The 17315-nt window shown below is 62.5% G+C and carries 16 protein-coding genes and 1 other RNA gene; 4 read left to right on the forward strand and 13 right to left on the reverse strand.

The genetic code is table 11. The features are described 5' to 3' along the window. Positions 1-56: 56 nt before the first annotated feature. From rpsA to aroA, 3 genes are all read right to left on the reverse strand, one after another. Positions 57-1769: a 30S ribosomal protein S1 gene (gene rpsA / locus HKD24_RS07005; protein WP_041112613.1), complete on the reverse strand. Its 1713-nt coding sequence runs from the start codon at positions 1767-1769 to the stop codon at positions 57-59. A 253-nt stretch (positions 1770-2022) separates the two neighbouring features. Further along, positions 2023-2664 carry a (d)CMP kinase gene (cmk, locus tag HKD24_RS07010; protein WP_194259644.1) on the reverse strand — a complete coding sequence of 214 codons (642 nt, stop codon included), beginning with the start codon at positions 2662-2664 and terminating at the stop codon, positions 2023-2025. Further along, complete coding sequence (gene aroA / locus HKD24_RS07015) at positions 2661-3989, reverse strand: 3-phosphoshikimate 1-carboxyvinyltransferase (RefSeq protein ID WP_194259645.1); 1329 nt, start codon at positions 3987-3989, stop codon at positions 2661-2663. The genes cmk and aroA overlap by 4 nt, the downstream gene beginning before the upstream one ends. 172 nt (positions 3990-4161) lie before the next feature. Here aroA and HKD24_RS07020 point away from each other — a divergent pair, with 172 nt between their 5' ends. Both HKD24_RS07020 and HKD24_RS07025 read left to right on the forward strand, forming a co-directional pair. Beyond that, positions 4162-4488, forward strand: a complete 327-nt coding sequence (locus tag HKD24_RS07020; protein WP_062507949.1) for a TIGR02300 family protein — start codon at positions 4162-4164, stop codon at positions 4486-4488. Between the two features lie 31 nt (positions 4489-4519). Next, positions 4520-5023, forward strand: a complete 504-nt coding sequence (locus tag HKD24_RS07025; protein ID WP_194259646.1) for a chorismate--pyruvate lyase family protein — start codon at positions 4520-4522, stop codon at positions 5021-5023. A 4-nt stretch (positions 5024-5027) separates the two neighbouring features. Here the strand turns inward: HKD24_RS07025 and HKD24_RS07030 are convergent, their stop codons facing one another. The 8 genes from HKD24_RS07030 to HKD24_RS07065 form a co-directional block, all read right to left on the reverse strand. Next, a complete protein-coding gene (locus HKD24_RS07030; protein WP_194259647.1) occupies positions 5028-5786 on the reverse strand; it encodes an SDR family oxidoreductase in 759 nt (252 codons plus the stop codon). 2 nt (positions 5787-5788) lie between these two features. Further along, positions 5789-6385 carry a recombination mediator RecR gene (gene recR, locus HKD24_RS07035; protein WP_041111188.1) on the reverse strand — a complete coding sequence of 199 codons (597 nt, stop codon included), beginning with the start codon at positions 6383-6385 and terminating at the stop codon, positions 5789-5791. Positions 6386-6410: 25 nt separating this feature from the next. Beyond that, positions 6411-6734: a YbaB/EbfC family nucleoid-associated protein gene (locus HKD24_RS07040; protein ID WP_062497712.1), complete on the reverse strand. Its 324-nt coding sequence runs from the start codon at positions 6732-6734 to the stop codon at positions 6411-6413. 10 nt (positions 6735-6744) lie between these two features. Continuing rightward, positions 6745-8703, reverse strand: coding sequence for a DNA polymerase III subunit gamma/tau (locus HKD24_RS07045; protein ID WP_194259648.1), 1959 nt, complete (start codon positions 8701-8703; stop codon positions 6745-6747). A 95-nt stretch (positions 8704-8798) separates the two neighbouring features. After that, positions 8799-8895: signal recognition particle sRNA small type (gene ffs / locus HKD24_RS07050), an RNA gene on the reverse strand. A 74-nt stretch (positions 8896-8969) separates the two neighbouring features. Then, the gene (gene ggt, locus HKD24_RS07055; protein ID WP_194259649.1) at positions 8970-10769 is read right to left on the reverse strand and encodes a gamma-glutamyltransferase; all 1800 of its coding nucleotides are present in this window, start codon (positions 10767-10769) and stop codon (positions 8970-8972) included. Continuing rightward, positions 10766-11566 (reverse strand): type I methionyl aminopeptidase, encoded by an 801-nt coding sequence (gene map / locus HKD24_RS07060; RefSeq protein WP_194259650.1) that lies wholly within the window; start codon positions 11564-11566, stop codon positions 10766-10768. The genes ggt and map overlap by 4 nt, the downstream gene beginning before the upstream one ends. A gap of 91 nt (positions 11567-11657) precedes the next feature. Further along, positions 11658-12704, reverse strand: a complete 1047-nt coding sequence (locus tag HKD24_RS07065) for a D-alanyl-D-alanine carboxypeptidase family protein (protein WP_194259651.1) — start codon at positions 12702-12704, stop codon at positions 11658-11660. Positions 12705-12946: 242 nt separating this feature from the next. Between HKD24_RS07065 and clpS the strand changes: the two genes are divergently transcribed. Next, positions 12947-13372: an ATP-dependent Clp protease adapter ClpS gene (gene clpS, locus HKD24_RS07070; RefSeq protein ID WP_228124239.1), complete on the forward strand. Its 426-nt coding sequence runs from the start codon at positions 12947-12949 to the stop codon at positions 13370-13372. Positions 13373-13501: 129 nt separating this feature from the next. After that, a complete protein-coding gene (gene clpA / locus HKD24_RS07075; protein ID WP_062507961.1) occupies positions 13502-15817 on the forward strand; it encodes an ATP-dependent Clp protease ATP-binding subunit ClpA in 2316 nt (771 codons plus the stop codon). Between the two features lie 54 nt (positions 15818-15871). On the opposite strand, the gene HKD24_RS07080 is transcribed toward clpA, so the two are convergent. Both HKD24_RS07080 and HKD24_RS07085 read right to left on the reverse strand, forming a co-directional pair. After that, positions 15872-16366 carry a DUF3465 domain-containing protein gene (locus HKD24_RS07080; protein ID WP_194259652.1) on the reverse strand — a complete coding sequence of 165 codons (495 nt, stop codon included), beginning with the start codon at positions 16364-16366 and terminating at the stop codon, positions 15872-15874. 118 nt (positions 16367-16484) lie between these two features. Continuing rightward, positions 16485-17177: a bactofilin family protein gene (locus tag HKD24_RS07085; protein ID WP_228124240.1), complete on the reverse strand. Its 693-nt coding sequence runs from the start codon at positions 17175-17177 to the stop codon at positions 16485-16487. Positions 17178-17315 lie beyond the last annotated feature (138 nt).

The following is a 17315-nucleotide window of genomic DNA, read 5'->3' on the forward strand; positions in this document are numbered from 1 at the left end:
CCTTTTCATATCCGACCGGGAGAGGAGACCCTCTCCCGGTTCACCGGAGCGGAAGCTCAGGCGTCCGTGTTACGGCGACGGATGGCGGCACCCAGGATATCACCCAGGGATGCGCCGGAGTCAGAAGACCCGTACTCGTTGATGGCCTGCTTGTCTTCCTCGACCTCACGGCCGCGGATCGTCAGGGCCAGCTTGCGGGACGCGCGGTCAACGGAGACGACCTTGGCGTCAACCTTCTCACCGACTGCGAAACGCTCCGGACGCTGCTCGGCCTTGTCACGGGCCAGCTCGGCGCGACGGATGAAGCCGGTCAGAACGTCGTCAACCTTCACTTCGATGCCGTTGCTCTGAACAGCCGTCACGACGCAGGTGACGACAGCACCCTTCTGGACGCGGGACAGGGTGTCAGCTGCCGGATCTTCCTGAAGCTGCTTGATGCCCAGGGAGATACGCTCCTTCTCGGGATCCACGTCGAGAACCTTGGCCTTGACGACCTGGCCCTTTTCGTAGTGCGACATGGCGGTTTCGCCCGGCTCGTCCCAGGACAGGTCGGACATGTGAACCATGCCGTCGATGTCTGCGGAAAGACCAACGAACAGACCGAATTCGGTGATGTTGCGGATCTCGCCTTCGATGATCGAACCGACCTTGTGCTCTTCCTCGAACTGCTCCCACGGGTTGCGCTGAACCTGCTTGAGACCGAGGGAGATGCGGCGCTTGGCGCTGTCCACATCCAGAACCATGACGTCGACTTCCTGCGAAGTGGCGACGATCTTGCCCGGATGGACGTTCTTCTTCGTCCAGGACATCTCGGAAACGTGCACCAGACCTTCGACGCCCGGCTCCAGCTCCACGAATGCACCGTAGTCGGTGATGTTCGTGACGCGGCCCGTGAAGCGTGCACCAGCCGGATACTTGATGGCGACGTTTTCCCACGGATCAGCTTCAAGCTGCTTCATGCCGAGGGAGATACGCTGCGTGTCCGGGTTGAAGCGGATGACCTGCACGCGAACCGGCTGACCGATCTGCAGGGCTTCGGACGGGTGGTTGATGCGCTTCCAGGCGATGTCGGTGACATGCAGGAGGCCGTCAACGCCGCCGAGGTCAACGAACGCACCGTAATCGGTGATGTTCTTGACGACGCCGTCGAGGATCATGCCTTCCTTCAGGCCCTGGATCAGCTCGGAGCGCTGTTCCGCACGGGTCTCTTCGAGAACGGCACGACGCGAGACAACGATGTTGCCACGGGCGCGGTCCATCTTCAGGATCTGGAACGGCTGCGGCTGGCCCATCAGCGGTCCGACGTCACGAACCGGACGGATGTCGACCTGGCTGCCCGGAAGGAACGCCATGGCGCCGCCGAGATCAACCGTGAAGCCGCCCTTGACGCGACCATAGATCGTGCCGTTGACGCGCTGGTTGTTGGCGAATGCACGCTCCAGGGCGGTCCATGCCTCTTCGCGGCGAGCCTTCTCGCGCGACAGGACGATGGAGCCGTCACGGTCTTCGTAACGCTCGACATAAAGCTCGACGACATCGCCCGGCTTCACGTCCGGAGCAACGCCGGCCGGACCGAATTCCTTGAGGGAAACGCGGCCTTCGCTCTTGAGGCCGACATCGACGATTGCGAATTCGTCGGTCAGGCGGACAACGCGGCCCGTGACGACGGAGCCGTCAAAGCCAGTGTCACGGCCCAGGGTCTCTTCGAGAAGGGCTGCGAAATCTTCGGTGCCGTGATTGGCCGTGGGGGTCTGAGTGGCTGAAGCCATGTAGATACTATATTCCCGGATGCCCGTTCCTTTAACAGAGCGGATATCCACGTCTGCGCCAGATCCATGACGGACCGGACGTCTCCCCGCTGCCGCTGAACGGTCAGATCGGGTTGTTGGCTGTTGGACCGCCTGCCAGACGCAGGACGAACCACACCCTGCCCCTTGCGGGCCGGGTGATACGGTGCACCAACACCCTGCGAGGGCGCGGTGTCAATAAAAAAAGCCGTTTCCGGGGCGCTATTGCGGCAGGTCAGTTCCGCGCTTTCTGGCGGGCCACGGTTTCACATGCCTTTTCAAGGACCTCTGCGGCAGAGAGCGCATCGGTCTCGATCAGGATGGCATCCGGAGCCTGCACCAGCGGAGCGGTTTCACGTGATGAGTCGCGCTCGTCCCGCGCCACGATCTCGGCCACGGCAGCCTCCAGGGCGGCCTCGCCCAGCGGAGTCCCGCCATGGACCTGATGATGCCGGCGCAGCGCACGGGTGCGTGGCGAGGCCGTGATGAAGAACTTCACGTCCGCATCCGGAAAAACAACGGTGCCGATGTCCCGACCATCCACGACCGCGCCGGTTTCGGACGCGAAAACGCGCTGGCGTTCGAGCAGGGCCGCGCGGACAGCAGGCTGGGCTGCCACGAGGGAAGCGCCCCGGTCAATCTCGGGGACACGCAGATCCGTGCGGGCCAGATCGGCCTGTTGCAGGGCCTGTGCCTCAGCCGATGCATCGCCAGCTGGGTCCAGCCCCGCATTCACCATCCGGCGGGCGACGGCGCGATAGAGCAGTCCGGTATCGAGATAGGGCAATCCCAGCTTTGCAGCGAGCGCCTTGGCGAGCGTGCCCTTCCCGGCTGCGGCGGGACCATCAACGGCAATGACAAGCGGACGCACTGTCACGGCGTCAGCCCCGCGCCGAGGGCGTTCATCAGGTCCACGAAGCCGGGGAAGCTGGTTTCAATGAAGGCCGTGTCGTCCACGTTCACCGGCTTCTGGGCGGCAAGGCCGAGCACGACGGCGCTCATGGCGAGACGGTGATCCATGTGGGTCTGGACCGTGCCACCGCCGAGAGGACCGTGATGGCCCTTCACGATAAGGTCGTCGCCGATCACTTCGGTTTCAGCGCCGTTCACGTTCAGCAGCGCAACCGTGGACGCCAGACGGTCGCTTTCCTTCACGCGCAGCTCTTCCAGACCGCGCAGACGGGACGCGCCCTCGGCAAAGGCACAGGCGACGGCCAGAACCGGATATTCGTCGATCATGGATGGCGCACGCTCGGGCGGAACATCCACGCCCTTGAGCTGGCTATAGCGCACATGCAGATCGCCGACCGGCTCACCACCTTCGACGCGCTCGTTCTCGATGGAAAGGCTGGCGCCCATTTCGATCAGCGTCGTGAACAGACCCGTGCGGAGCGGGTTGAGCCCTACACCTTCGAGCCAGATGTCGGAACCAGGCACCAGAAGGGCCGCGACGATCGGGAAAGCCGCGGAAGACGGATCGCCGGGGACGGTCACGTCACGGGCGGTCATATGCACCGGACCCGTCAGGGCGATTCGGCGTCCGCCGGCACCGAAGCGGGAAACATCAACCTCGACACCGAAGTGGCGGAGCATGTTTTCGGTGTGGTCACGGGTCGCGACAGGCTCTTCCACGACCGTGGTGCCATGGGCGTTCAGACCGGCCAGCAGGATGGCGGACTTGACCTGGGCGGATGCGACCGGAAGGCGGTATTCAATCGGCTTTGCCTCACCCGTGCCACGGATCGCCATCGGCAGGCGGCCGCCCTCGCGGGTCAGGAATTCAGAGCCGTTGGCCGCCAGCGGGACTGTTACGCGGCGCATGGGACGCGAGCGCAGGGACGCATCGCCCGTCATGATGCTGTTGAAAGCATGGGAAGACAGAATGCCGGAGAGCAGACGCGCTGCTGTACCGGAATTGCCCATGTCCAGCACATCCGCCGGTTCGGTCAGGGCGCCCACGCCACGCCCCTCGATGACCCAGTCCGCACCTTCACGCGTGATGGTCGCGCCCAGCGCACGCATGGCGTCTGCCGTCCGCAGCACATCCTCGCCTTCGAGCAGGCCGGTCACATAGGTGCGGCCGGAAGCGAGGGCGGCGAACATCAGCGAGCGGTGGCTGATGGATTTGTCACCCGGAACACGGGTGCGGCCGGAAAGTCCCTTGGGGGACGCGGAGACGGTCAGGGGGCGCGAGACTTGCATGGCAATGTTCTTGCTGGGGCTCCCCTCGCCTGTCAATCACCTCGTGAATCATGCCGGGGTGGCACAGTCATGCGCCTGAAAACTGTCAGGAATCATGCTTCGGGATTTGACAGGGCGCGCGCAAGATGGCATGGCCGCGTTCCTTATTCGAGGCATTAGCAGGCTCCGCACAATGGCAAAACCCGAACTCGGTCTGAAACGGACATGCGTTGAATGCAGCGCCCGCTTCTATGACCTCAACCGCGTCCCTGCGGTGTGCCCGAAATGCGGCACGACGCAGCCGGACGATTCCCGTCTCAAGCGCAGCGAGGTTCCGCTGCCGGAAGAGAAGGATCCGAAGCCCCAGGCCAACGAGCATGAGGATGATGTGGATCTGGAAGTCGCCGAAGACGAGGACGATGATGATGTGATCGCCCCGGACGACGATCTGGACGATGACGATGATCTCAGCAATGACATCGAAGTCCCGAATGACAAGGATGACCGCGACGACAACTAAGGTCGTTTTCGCTGTTTTTCTGGCGGCACTGATGAGCGGCTGTTCTGATCCGGAAGGTGTATTCACCCCGGACGGCGCAGCCGTTCGCGCATTCAGGGCCCGGCTTGACGGTCAGCCCAGTGCCACGGCGGTGCTTCAGGCCCGCTGCCCCTCCCCGATAAGGGTACTGCGCCTGAGCGTGGACCGGCCGGTGACGGAAGAGATCCTGACCTTGCTGCAAGTCACCGAGACGCATCAGGTCATGACACGGCATGTCCGGCTGCTTTGTGGTGAGACCGTGCTGTCGGATGCGTGGAACTGGTATGTGCCCGAACGGCTTTCCCCTGCCATGAACACGCTGCTGGAACAGACCGACACGCCGTTCGGGCGCGTTGTGCAGCAGACGGCATTCCGGCGACAGAGACTCGAGACCCGTTTTCCGGGTGCCGTTTCCGGCATCGTTCTGGAAAACCGCGCGCTTCTGCTGCGTGGTGCGGACGGCGCACCGATTTCTCTCGTTGTGGAAGATTATCTTCCGGCCGCTGTCCGACCCTGAGGCTTCAGGAGGCGGGCGACCAGTTCAGATGCTGCCCGCCGTCGAGCGCAAGCATCTGGCCCGTCACGGATGGGAGCGCAAACAGCGCGAGCGCGGCCTGAGCGATTTCCTCGGGCGAGGAGCCATGTTGCAGCGGGGTTCGCGCGCACATGCTGTCAAAATGCTCCTGACTCTGACGCACGGCCGGCAGGACCGGACCGGGGCCGATCGCATTCACCCGTATCCGGGGCGCGAGTGCGAGGGCCATGGTCTGCGTCAGGGTCCATAATCCCGTGCGGGACAGGGTATAGCTGACAAAATGCGGGGTCAGGTTCCAGACACGCTGGTCCAGCATGTTCAGGATCAGGCCCTCGGCGTCTTCGGGAAGCGCCTGCGCCATCGCCTGTGAGAGGACGAATGGTGCGCGGAGATTGGTTTCCAGATGCAGATCCCAGCTTTCGCGGGTCACGCTGCCCATCTCGTCGCGAACAAAGGCGGAGGCGTTGTTGATGAGGATGCCGACCGGGCCAAGCGCGGCGCTGGCACGGGGAAGAAGCGCCTCGACGTCCTCCTCGCGTTGCAGATCTGCCTGCAGGACGCAGCCTTTGCCCCCGACCCACTCCAGCAGGGCTTCGGCCTCGCCCGTACTGTCACGGCAATGGATGGCGACTGCGAATCCCTGTTCCGCCAGCATTTCCACGAGAGCCGCACCGATACGACGCGCGCTTCCCGTGACGAGAGCGACACGGGGAACGCGCGTCGAAATCCGGAAGGGCAGCGTCATGGTCAGAGAGACCGACGGGCCGTGAGGGCCGCGGCCAGAGTGCCGTCATCCAGCACATCCAGCGCACCACCCATGGGCACACCATGCCCCACGCGCGTCACGGTCACGCCTGTGGGCAGCAGACGCTCCTGAAGCCAGTGCGCGGTCGTTGCGCCTTCGACAGTGGCGCTCAGGGCAAGAATAACTTCCCGCACCCCGCCTTCCTCGATCCGCTCGAACAGCGGGCGGACATTCAGGTCATCCGGGCCAAGTCCGGCCAGCGCGGACAGGGTTCCGCCGAGAACCTGATAGACCCCCCGATGGACCCCTGCACGCTCCAGCGCCCAGAGATCGCCCACGGTCTCGACCACGCAGATCAGGCCCCGGTCACGCCCTGCATCCGTGCAGATATGGCACGGATCGACCGTATCGAGATTGCCGCACAGAGTGCAGGTCTTCACGCTCGTGGCCGCGCGCTCCATCAGATGGGCGAGCGGCAGCATCCGGCTTTCCGGCTGACGCAGAAGAGCCAGCGCGGCCCGGCGGGCAGAGCGCGGCCCCAGCCCTGGCAGGCGCGCGAGCATGGTGATCAGCTGGTCGATGTCGCCGTGGCCCATCATGGGCGTGCAGTCCCTGTCAGCCGGATCAGAACGGCAGCTTCAGACCGGCCGGAAGGTCGAGGCCACCCGTCACATCGCGCATGGCTTCGGAGCTTGCAGCTTCGGCCTTGGTCTTGGCGTCCGTATAGGCGGCAACGATCAGGTCCTGCAGCGTTTCAATATCGCTCGGATCGGCAAGCTGCGGGTCGATCTTCAGATCGCGCATCTCACCCTTCCCCGTCAGCTTGACCGTCACCAGACCCGCGCCGGCAGAGCCTTCGACAATGAGGGACGCCAGATTGCTCTGGGCAGCTTCCATCTTGGCCTGCATCTGGCTGGCCTGCTTCATCAGTCCGGCAAGGTTCTTCATCAGTATCGTCCTATCGGTTCAGGTTCAGATCGTCTTCATCAAGGAAATCGGCATCCAGGGGCGCGAATTCCAGATCGGGCGGTTCATCATCGGTCAGCGGCACGGTGATTTCCGGCGGCAGACCGTATTCATCAAGGGAATGATCCTGGACTTCCCCGATCTTCGCACCCGGAAAAGTCTTCAGGATGGCCTGCACCAGCGGGTGCTGCTCCACCGAAGCCTGATTGAGAGCCACGACTTCGGCGCCCTGCTCATCAAGCGTCGGCTCACCCGTAGCCGTCGAGGCACTGACGCGCCACTGGCCGGGATAGACACGGTCCAACAGCTTCTGAAGCTGGCGTTCGATGCGGGCCTGAGGCTCTTCGGCGCGGATCTGCACGTCCGGCGGCGAAAAGCGCACGAGATGCACGGCATTGCGGAGCAGTCCGTGCAGCACGGGTTCGCGCTCACGCGCCACCATCGCCACCATTTCACGCCAGGTCCGCGGCGGGGGCGGAAGCTCGGGTTCAGGCTCTGGTTCCGGGACAGGTTCAGCGTAACCGATGCCGGGCTCGACAATCTCGCCCCCATTGGCGACAAGGCGGACATGAGCGCGCGGCCCGTGGCCACTAGAGGTTTCACTGACACTGCTGGACGCGATGCCGCTGACCGCCCCAGACGGTGTTGCGGAAGATCCGCCACCCGTCGGGCCAGACGGTCCAGCCGAGAGCGACAGATCCTGCCCCCCTTCGGTCAACTGGCGGATCAGGCGGTCCGGCGTGGGCAGCAGGCTGGCATGGCACAGACGGATCAGCACCATTTCAGCGGCCTGACGGCGATCCGGAGCGGTTTCGACTTCCTGCACGCCTTTGAGCAGGATCTGCCAGGCACGTCCCAGAACGGCATTGGACAGCCGGTCGGCCAGAGCCGCACCGCGGGTACGCTCGGCTTCCGGCAGATCCCGGCCTTCCCGCAGCGAGGGAATGGCCTTGAGCCGCGAAATCAGATGCAGCAGATCCAGAAGATCCGCCAGCAGAACGCCCAGATCGGCCCCACGGGCATAGGCCTGATCGGTCAGGTCCAGCGCGTCCGCGGGCTTGCCGGCCATCAGGGCATCCAGCAGATCGAAAACCAACCCGCGATCCGCCAGACCGAGCATATCCGCCACAGCATCGGCGTCGCTGGCCCCCTGAGCGATGGCCTGATCGAGCAGCGAAAGCCCGTCACGCACGGAACCGTCTGCCGCCCGGGCAATCAGGGCAAGCGCGTCTTCGGAAAGAGTGGCCCCCTCCTTGACGGCGATATTGTGGAAATGTCCGGCCAGCAACGATTGCGGAACGCGGCGCAGGTCGAAACGCTGACAGCGCGACAGGACCGTGACCGGAACCTTGCGCAGTTCGGTCGTGGCGAAAATGAACGTGACCTGAGGTGGCGGCTCTTCAAGCGTCTTGAGCAGTGCGTTGAAGGCGTTGCGCGAAAGCATGTGGACTTCATCGATGATGAAGACCTTCATCCGCGCCTGCATCGGTCGAAAGCGCGTGGCCTCGATGATTTCGCGCACATCATCCACGCCGGTGCGGGAAGCGGCATCCATTTCCAGAACGTCGGGATGACGGTCCGCGAGAATGGCGGTGCAATTGGGGCAGACGCCGCAAGGATCGGCCGTCGGGCCGCCCTTGCCATCCGGGCCAACGCAGTTCAGGGCGCGGGCGATGATCCGGGCGGTCGTCGTCTTGCCCACACCCCGCACGCCGGTCAGCATGAAGGCGTGCGCAACACGCTTGAGTTCGAAAGCCCGGCGCAGGATGCGGACGAGAGAATCCTGACCGATCAGGTCATCAAAAGTCTGCGGGCGGTATTTGCGGGCCAGCACGCGATAGGGCGTGGCCTCGGCAGCCGGAGGCGCAGACATTTCCGGCTCTGGCGCGTCTCCAAAGAAGCCGCCGCCATTTTCGGGCGGCAGGGGGAGATCGTCGTTTTCATCAGTCATGGAACTGTCTGACCCTCAGCACTGAGGATGGGACCGTGAAGTAACGGTCGGGACGCTGCGTTTAACAAACCGGAGCGTCCGGTGATCTGTGTGAGGTAGGAGGCCGGACATTCAACCCGGATAAAACTCACTGCGGCTGCTTCCTTCCGGACCTGACCGGGTTGGCAAGGTATCCGTCCAAAGCCGACCTCCCGGCGCTCTCCTAACACGGAGGGAGGGGTGTCTGACAACCCCCAATCATCAGAGTGCGCCCTCATTATCCCGTCTTATTCTCCGACAGCCGCCCCGCCCATGTGCCGCGGATCAGCCGCACCATAGATCAGGCCGGTCTTTGCGGCAGACAGGCTCGGGTGGTCTGCAAGAATGCCTTCGGCCACACCCCAGGGGCGATGTGGCGACAGGGCATAACCTTCGGCCTTGAGGGTCTGCATGGTCTCGTCAGACAGCGCACCGGGTTCCAGCTCGACGGCCGAAGGCTCCCACTGCTCGTGGATTCGCGGCAGATCGACGGCCTGACGGATATCCAGCCCATAATCGATCACACCAAGAATGACGGACAGCGTGATGGTCGGAATCCGCGACCCACCCGGGCTGCCGATCACCATGACGGTCCTGCCATCACGCGAGACGATGGACGGTGACATCGACGACAGGGGCGTCTTGCCCGGTGCAATCGCATTCGCTTCGGAGCCCACAATGCCGAACATGTTGGGCGCGCCCGGCTTGGACGAGAAATCGTCCATTTCGTCATTCATCCAGATGCCGGTATGGCCGCCCATCACACCCGCACCGAACCATCCATTGAGAGTATAGGTCGCGGAGACAGCCATGCCATCATGATCGAGAACGGAGAACTGCGTCGTCTCGTGCTTTTCCTGCGTGTCGGGTGCCGCCTGCGCCACGGGAGCGGGAAGCGGCTCGCCTGCCCTGAGCGTGCTGGACGCGAGAGCATGATCGGTCGGGATGCCCTGACGGATCTGGTAGGCATAGGCCGGGTCGATCAGGTGCTCGACGGGGTTATGCACGAAATCCGGGTCGCCCAGGTCACGGCGGTCCGAATAGGCGTGGCGCATGGCCTCGACTTCACGCTGCACGGACGGTGCCGTGTGCAGGCCAAGCGCATGCATGTCGTAGCCGGACAGGATGTTCAGGATCTCACACAGCGCAACGCCACCACCGCTCGGCGGCGGGGCGGTATCGATCGTGTAGCCGCGATAGGTGCAGCGGATCGGTTCGAGATGCCGGATGTGATAGGACGTGAAATCGGCAGGCTGAAGCAGACCGCCGCCTTCCGTGCTGGCACGTACGATTTCCTTCGCGATCGGACCTTCATAGAAGGCTTTGGGACCTTCCTTCGCAACCAACTCGAGGGAGTTGGCCAGATCCTTCTGCACCAGACGGTCACCGGCCTGAAGCGGCGTGCCATCGGGACGCAGATAGAACGCCCGGGCATACGGGTCCTTCTGGAAATAGCGCGTGGAGGTGTGCAGGAGATCCGCATCACCCTGATTCAGAATGAAGCCGTCACGGGCCAGCGCAATGGCAGGCGCCATGACTTTCTCCCGCGACAGGTGCCCCCATTTCTGCAGGATGGAATCCAGACCTGCGACCGTGCCGGGAATGGCAACGGCTTTCCAGCCCTCGGTGGACAGACCCGGAATGACCTTGCCCGAAGCATCCTGATACATCGTGGCCGTTGCCGCACCTGGCGCATGCTCGCGGAAATCGATGAAGAGTGTCTGGCCGGTTTTCAGACGCAGGGTCATGAAACCGCCACCGCCAATATTGCCGGCTGCGGGATAAACCACGGCCAGTGCGTATCCGACAGCCACGGCCGCATCGACGGCATTCCCGCCCTGCGCCAGAATCTTCGCGCCCGCATCGGAGGCCAGATGCTGGGCCGAGACCACCATGCCGTGACGCCCCGAAGCCAGCATGCCGGCGCTGACATGATCCGGGCCGAACGCCAGCGGATCATGAGCGGAACTGAGCGCCTGAGGCGCGGCATTGGCGAGCGTCGTACCGCTGATCAGAAGTGTTGCGAGAAAAAGCGGGAACGCTCTCATGCAGGCTCTCCATAAGGCGGCTTGGTATAGCCTTTGGGGGACAGGGTGAAGATTTCGCAGCCATCAGCCGTCACACCCACCTGATGTTCGAACTGGGCAGACAGGGTGCGGTCACGGGTGACGGCTGTCCAGCCATCATCAAGGATCTTCACGTCCGGACGGCCGATGTTCAGCATGGGCTCGATCGTGAAGACCATGCCTTCCACGAGCTTCACGCCCTCACCCGGCCTGCCGTAATGCAGGATGTTCGGTTCGGAATGGAAGTCACGGCCAATGCCATGGCCGCAGAAATCCCGCACGATGGAGAAGCGGTTGGCCTCGGCATATTCCTGGATGGCATGGCCGATATCGCCAAGCGTGTTGCCGGGACGGACCTGGGCAATGCCGCGCATCATTGCGTCATAGGTCACATCGACCAGCTTCTCGGCCTTCTTGGGCGCCTTGCCCACGACATACATGCGCGAGCTGTCACCATACCAGCCATCCAGAATGGAGGTGACGTCGATATTGACGATGTCCCCGTTGGACAGCTTCTTGGAGCCCGGAATGCCGTGGCACACGACGTGATTGATCGAAATGCAGCAGGATTTCGGATAGCCGCGATAATTCAGCGGGGCCGGCGTGGCGCCATGAGCGATCGTGAAGTCATGGATCAGCTGGTTGAGCTCTTCCGTGGTGACGCCAGGCTGAACATGAGGCGTGATCATGTCCAGAGCTTCCGCCGTCAGACGACCGACGCGATGCAGATGTTTGAAATCGTCCTGGTCGTAGAGAACGATACCCCGTGGCTTGTCCATATCTGCTGCCCGATCCTTCAATCTTCAAAAAGCCCGGACAAAATGCGTCTGTCCGGGCTGGATCGCAAGGCGGCAGGTCAGATTTTCGGTATCAGCTGTGCCGGGAGCGCTTCTTGTGGGCAACCACATGACGCACGCTGACCATCCGGACAGCCGCGCCATGATGGGAAATCCGGCCATAACGGCGCGGTGCCGTTGGCGCATCCGCGACTTCCATCGGACGGGATGCTGCAAGCAGAATGCTCTGATGGAAGCGGCCGCGACGACGGGCAGACGCCATCAGGACACCGGACGGTGCTGCCGGATGCAGAAGCGGCTGCGGCGCAATGCCTTCATCGGCAAAGCCCTTATCGAGCAGAGCCACCATTTCCATCGAACGGCGGGTATTGCTCGACGATCCCATGACCACGCCGATCAGACGGACATTGCCACGCTGAGCAGACGTGATGAGATTATGACCCGCAAGATCAGTGTAACCCGTCTTCAGACCATCCGCGCCTGCATAGATCTTCAGCATCGGATCATGATTCGGGACCATGCGACGATGGAAGTAGAAGGATGGGACGTTGAAATAGTGGTAATATTGCGGGAAATCGGCGATCAGATGCTGTGACAGAAGCGCGAGATCATGCGCCGTCGTCACCTGATCCGGGTCCGGCAGACCGGAGGCATTGCGGAACGTCGTATTGGTCATGCCCAGTGCACGGGCCTGCTGCGTCATGAGCTGGGCGAAACGGACTTCGTCGCCGCCACCGAGAAATTCCCCGAGAGCGCAGGCCGCGTCATTGGCGGACTTGGTCACGAGTCCCAGAATCCCCTGCTCCACCGTCAGACGGGTGCCGGGAACAAGGCCGAGCTTGGAGGGAGCCTGAACAGATGCGTGAATGGAAACCGGCACCTGCTCGTCCAGGCTGATCTGGTGCGCCTCAAGGGCACGGAACGTCAGATACAGCGTCATGAGCTTGGTCAGGGACGCCGGATAACGCTGCAGATCCGCATCCGTCTGGGACAGGACGGCACCGGTCTTTGCATCCATCACGTAACTGGAAACGTGCCCCGCATACTGTGCCTTGGCCGATCCCAGACCCATGGCTGTCATGGCGCACAACAGAAAAGCTTTCTGAAACGGGAAACGCATGTGTCTGACAGCCTCTGAACGGGAATATCGTCGCGGGAACAATTCTGGGCTCTGAAGCCCTGCATTACTGGTACTCTAGGCGCATTGAAAACTTCCCGTCCACCAGCTTTGAAGGACTTTCCTTAATTTTTCGTAAGCAGGGGCCAAAGGAGGCAACATCATGGCAGATGGCGCATAAAAACCTTATTTCGAAGACCGGCAGCCCTTCTCAAGAGGGAAATTCGCACCATATCATACCAGTCATGTCTTCTTATGATCTTCCCTCCTGTCTGAACGGCCGTCCTGATGTCGCTTTTACGCGCATGATGTCTCGCATGGGGCCGGAGTCGCCCGACTCCATTCCTCCACTGGGCCCGGGAGACGGGGATCAGGACCTTGAAATCAGCGTGGTGGTGCGCCCCCGGACACGGACGCGCAAACCTTCCATGTACAAGGTCCTGATGCTCAACGATGACTACACGCCCATGGAGTTCGTGGTGCATGTGCTGGAGCGCTTCTTTGCCAAGAACAGGGACGAAGCAACAGCCATCATGCTCCAGGTTCACCAGCGCGGCGTTGGGGTCTGCGGGGTGTTCACGTATGAAGTGGCTGAAAGCAAGGTGACACAGGTGATGGATCTGGCGCGCCAGAACCAGCATCCACTTCAGTGCACGATCGAGAAAGACTGATCCATCTGACAGGCAGAAAAGCGCGGACCCAGGATAATTTCTTGTTTCCATCTGCGTTTCTGACTGGCGTTACACGTTACTCCGCGACAAGATACCTTTCTTACGAGAGGTCGAGAGGAGCGCCATCACATGCTGTCCCGTACGCTCGAACAGACGCTCCACCGCGCCCTGACATTCGCAGGTGACCGGCGTCATGAATATGCAACCCTCGAACACCTTCTGCTCGCGCTGACAGAAGATGACGATGCCCTGACGGTCTTCAGGGCCTGCGGCATCGATCTCGACAAGCTGCGCTCCGACCTGACCGATTTCCTCGACAAGGATCTGGCGGGACTGGCGGCAGAACGCCCGACAGAACCCAAGCCGACCGCGGCCTTCCAGCGCGTGATCCAGCGTGCGGCGATTCACGTCCAGAGCACGGGTCGCGACGAAGTCACGGGCGCGAACGTGCTTGTGGCCCTGTTTGCCGAACGCGAGAGCCATGCCGTCTATTTCCTGCAGTTGCAGGACATGACGCGACTCGATGCGGTCAATTTCATCTCGCATGGCATTGCCAAAGCTCCGGACCGTGGAACGGGACGACGCGCGACCGCAGCGTCCAAGGACACGTCCGAGCGTGAAGAGCGCAAGGAAAGTGCCAAGGAAGGCGCGCTGGCGACCTATTGCGTCGATCTGAACGAACGTGCGCGTGAAGGGCGGATTGATCCGCTCATTGGTCGTGATCAGGAAATCGAACGCACCATCCAGATCCTGTGCCGTCGTACCAAGAACAACCCGCTTTATGTGGGTGATCCGGGCGTCGGCAAGACAGCCATTGCCGAAGGTCTGGCCAAGCGGATCGTGGAAGGCGATGTGCCGGAAGTGCTGCTGAACAGCACGATCTATTCGCTCGACATGGGCTCGCTTCTGGCTGGCACGCGGTATCGTGGCGATTTCGAAGAGCGGCTGAAGGCCGTCGTGACGGAAATGGACCAGACCCCTGGCGCCATCCTGTTCATTGACGAGATCCATACCGTGATCGGTGCCGGTGCGACGTCGGGCGGGGCGATGGATGCGTCCAACCTGCTTAAGCCTGCCCTGGCCGCCGGGACGCTGCGCTGCATCGGGTCCACGACCTACAAGGAGTTCCGCCAGCATTTCGAGAAGGATCGGGCGCTTGTCCGCCGGTTCCAGAAGATCGACGTGCCGGAGCCTTCGATCGAGGATGCGGTCAAGATCCTGCGCGGCCTGAAGGGCAGCTATGAGAAGCATCACAAGGTCCGCTATACCGACGAAGCCCTGCGTGGCGCAGTCGAACTGGCGGCCAAGTATGTCCATGACCGCAAGCTGCCGGACAAGGCGATCGATGTGATCGATGAAGTCGGTGCGGCGCGGATGCTCGTGCCCGAGAACAAGCGCCGCAAGACAGTGACACTGAAGGACGTGGAAGAGGCCATCGCCAAGATCGCCCGCATCCCGCCCAAGAGCGTCTCGGCCGATGACCGCGAGACCCTGCGCCATCTGGAGCGGGATCTGCGGAACATGGTCTTCGGACAGGACAAGGCGATTGATGCGCTGGCCGCTGCGATCAAGCTGTCCCGCGCCGGACTGCGCGATGCGGAAAAGCCGATCGGCAACTATCTGTTCTCCGGCCCCACGGGCGTCGGCAAGACGGAAGTGGCCAAGCAGCTTGCCAACTCGCTCGGGATTGAGCTGATCCGCTTCGACATGTCCGAATACATGGAGCGTCATTCGATCTCGCGTCTGATCGGCGCGCCTCCGGGCTATGTCGGGTTCGATCAGGGCGGTCTGCTGACGGATGCGATCGACCAGCATCCCCATGCAGTCCTGCTGCTGGACGAAATCGAGAAGGCCCATCCGGACCTGTTCAACGTCCTGCTTCAGGTCATGGATCATGGTCGCCTGACGGACCACAACGGCAAGGTCGTTGATTTCCGCAACGTGATCCTGATCATGACCACGAATGCGGGTGCGGCGGATCTGTCCAAGGAAACGATCGGGTTTGGCCGGACCGTACGCAGCGGCGAGGATGAAGAGGCGATCAAGCGCCTGTTCACGCCGGAATTCCGCAACCGTCTGGATGCGATCATTCCGTTCGCCAACCTTACACCAGAAACGGTGGGCCGCGTGGTCGAGAAGTTCGTGCTCCAGCTCGAAGCCCAGCTGGCCGACCGTCATGTCACGATCGAGATCTCCTCGAGCGCGAAAGAATGGCTGGCCGAGCGCGGGTATGACCGTCTGTATGGCGCCCGTCCTCTGGGCCGCGTCATTCAGGAGCACATCAAGAAGCCGCTGGCGGAAGAGCTGCTCTTCGGACGGCTGGCTCAGGGTGGTGCCGTGCGGATCGGTATGAAGAACGGGGCTCTCGACTTCGATATCATCGAAGGCCGGGACGAGCCCAAGGGCGAGGATGGCGCTTCAAAGAAAGACGAAGCGACAAACTGAAGCCCTGCTTTAAAAGAGAAGGCCCGGGAGACACTGTCTTCCGGGCCTTTTTCGTTACTGGTAGCGGGTGCCGTTCACAACGACATAGCCGGGCCAGCGCCATTTGCGGCTCGTACCGTGATGGGTCCAGTCCACGCCCTGACGGCGCAGGCTGTCGTAATAGTACCGGCCCTGCACCTCAACCTGATCGCCCTTGTTAACCCAGGGCCATTGCGGGGCGTTCATCTCATCAAGATCGGAGACGATGCGGATGGAGACGCCTTGCCCGACCGAAACATAGAAATAGCCATGCCAACCGCTGCGGGTCCGCTTGGCCTTTGGTGAGATGGCCAGGACCTGTCCGCATAGATGCTCGGGAAGATCGATGCGGGTGGGACCGGACTGCTCAAGGCCCTGCTGGTCCGCAAGAAAACGCGCATTATCGCAGGACGCAGGCATGTCATGGGTGGTCTGGCCTGTCAGAGCCTGACCGAAAAGACCCTGTGCGGATGCAGCGAACGGTGCGCACAGCAGAGCTGCGGCAACTGCGGGGAGCAGACGGAATGTCATGGAATTTCTCCTGTCTGGGCGGCCCTGTGCGATGTTCTGCCGCCTGCGGAAAGGACCCGGACACAAAAAAGCCCGCCCCAATCACGGAACGGGCTTTTCTGCTGGTCCGGAAAACGGATCAGGGAGCTTCGCTGGCACCTTCACCGGCAGCCGGCTCGGCCTTCGGGGCTTCGCTGGCGAGCGGGCGGGCAGGCGCACCGTCCGTGATCATTTCGAGCTGACCGGTGATCTGGCCACCGTCCTCGACCTGCAGGCGACGGCACTTCACCTTGCCGATCAGACGGCCGGTGGAGCGGATCGTCAGGCTGCCATTGACGGTCAGGGTCCCGTCGATCGTGCCAGCCAGTTCCGCGTCTTCGACTTCAACGCCACCGCGGAAGACGCCGCCATGCGTGACCTGAAGCTCGGTCGCCTGGATCATGCTGGACTCGACAGTGCCCTCAACCACGAGGCGCTCGGCGTCCTGCACCGAACCCTGAACGCTGATGCCGCGGCCCACGACGAGCGTGCGGCGCTCCGGACCAGTCTGGCGCGGTGCGCCCGGAACGGCGGCCGCACCGGGACGCGGAGCCCCTGCCGGCATTGCGCCCGTCGGAGAGTTGGGGGACGGCGGCGCCGGGAAAGGGGTACGACCCATGGGAGCGGGGTCCTTCTGCTGGTTGGGCTGCTGGGGACTGGTGGGCGATCCGGATCCTGACGCGGGAGCCGTCTGGCTGGGAGCGTCCGGCCGGTTGGGGAAAATGGGCTGTCCTGCGAGCTTGCTGTTCTCTGCAGGTTTGGACTCATCTTCCGGTTTGCGTCTTCTGAACAAGGAAACCCCGCTGCGGATCTGGAAAAGAACACTCTCTGTCTAGGACGTCTCCCGTATGTTCCATCGCGAGGGCGGAACAGTCAGGGCGGGCCTTTCGACAACGCTACACGCTCACCACCCGGCGGGACAAGACGCGCA

Source organism: Gluconobacter vitians (assembly GCF_015244565.1).
Taxonomy (GTDB): domain Bacteria; phylum Pseudomonadota; class Alphaproteobacteria; order Acetobacterales; family Acetobacteraceae; genus Gluconobacter; species Gluconobacter vitians.

Coding starts and splice junctions, on each gene's coding strand:
- ggt (WP_194259649.1), bottom strand. CDS start 10,769: ATGAGAGCGTTCCCGCTTTTTCTCGCAACACTTCTGATCAGCGGTACG.
- HKD24_RS07020 (WP_062507949.1), top strand. CDS start 4,162: ATGGCAAAACCCGAACTCGGTCTGAAACGGACATGCGTTGAATGCAGC.
- rpsA (WP_041112613.1), bottom strand. CDS start 1,769: ATGGCTTCAGCCACTCAGACCCCCACGGCCAATCACGGCACCGAAGAT.
- clpA (WP_062507961.1), top strand. CDS start 13,502: ATGCTGTCCCGTACGCTCGAACAGACGCTCCACCGCGCCCTGACATTC.
- HKD24_RS07025 (WP_194259646.1), top strand. CDS start 4,520: ATGAGCGGCTGTTCTGATCCGGAAGGTGTATTCACCCCGGACGGCGCA.
- recR (WP_041111188.1), bottom strand. CDS start 6,385: ATGATGGGCCACGGCGACATCGACCAGCTGATCACCATGCTCGCGCGC.
- HKD24_RS07040 (WP_062497712.1), bottom strand. CDS start 6,734: ATGAAGAACCTTGCCGGACTGATGAAGCAGGCCAGCCAGATGCAGGCC.
- map (WP_194259650.1), bottom strand. CDS start 11,566: ATGGACAAGCCACGGGGTATCGTTCTCTACGACCAGGACGATTTCAAA.
- HKD24_RS07030 (WP_194259647.1), bottom strand. CDS start 5,786: ATGACGCTGCCCTTCCGGATTTCGACGCGCGTTCCCCGTGTCGCTCTC.
- HKD24_RS07065 (WP_194259651.1), bottom strand. CDS start 12,704: ATGCGTTTCCCGTTTCAGAAAGCTTTTCTGTTGTGCGCCATGACAGCC.
- aroA (WP_194259645.1), bottom strand. CDS start 3,989: ATGCAAGTCTCGCGCCCCCTGACCGTCTCCGCGTCCCCCAAGGGACTT.
- HKD24_RS07045 (WP_194259648.1), bottom strand. CDS start 8,703: ATGACTGATGAAAACGACGATCTCCCCCTGCCGCCCGAAAATGGCGGC.
- clpS (WP_228124239.1), top strand. CDS start 12,947: ATGTCTTCTTATGATCTTCCCTCCTGTCTGAACGGCCGTCCTGATGTC.
- HKD24_RS07080 (WP_194259652.1), bottom strand. CDS start 16,366: ATGACATTCCGTCTGCTCCCCGCAGTTGCCGCAGCTCTGCTGTGCGCA.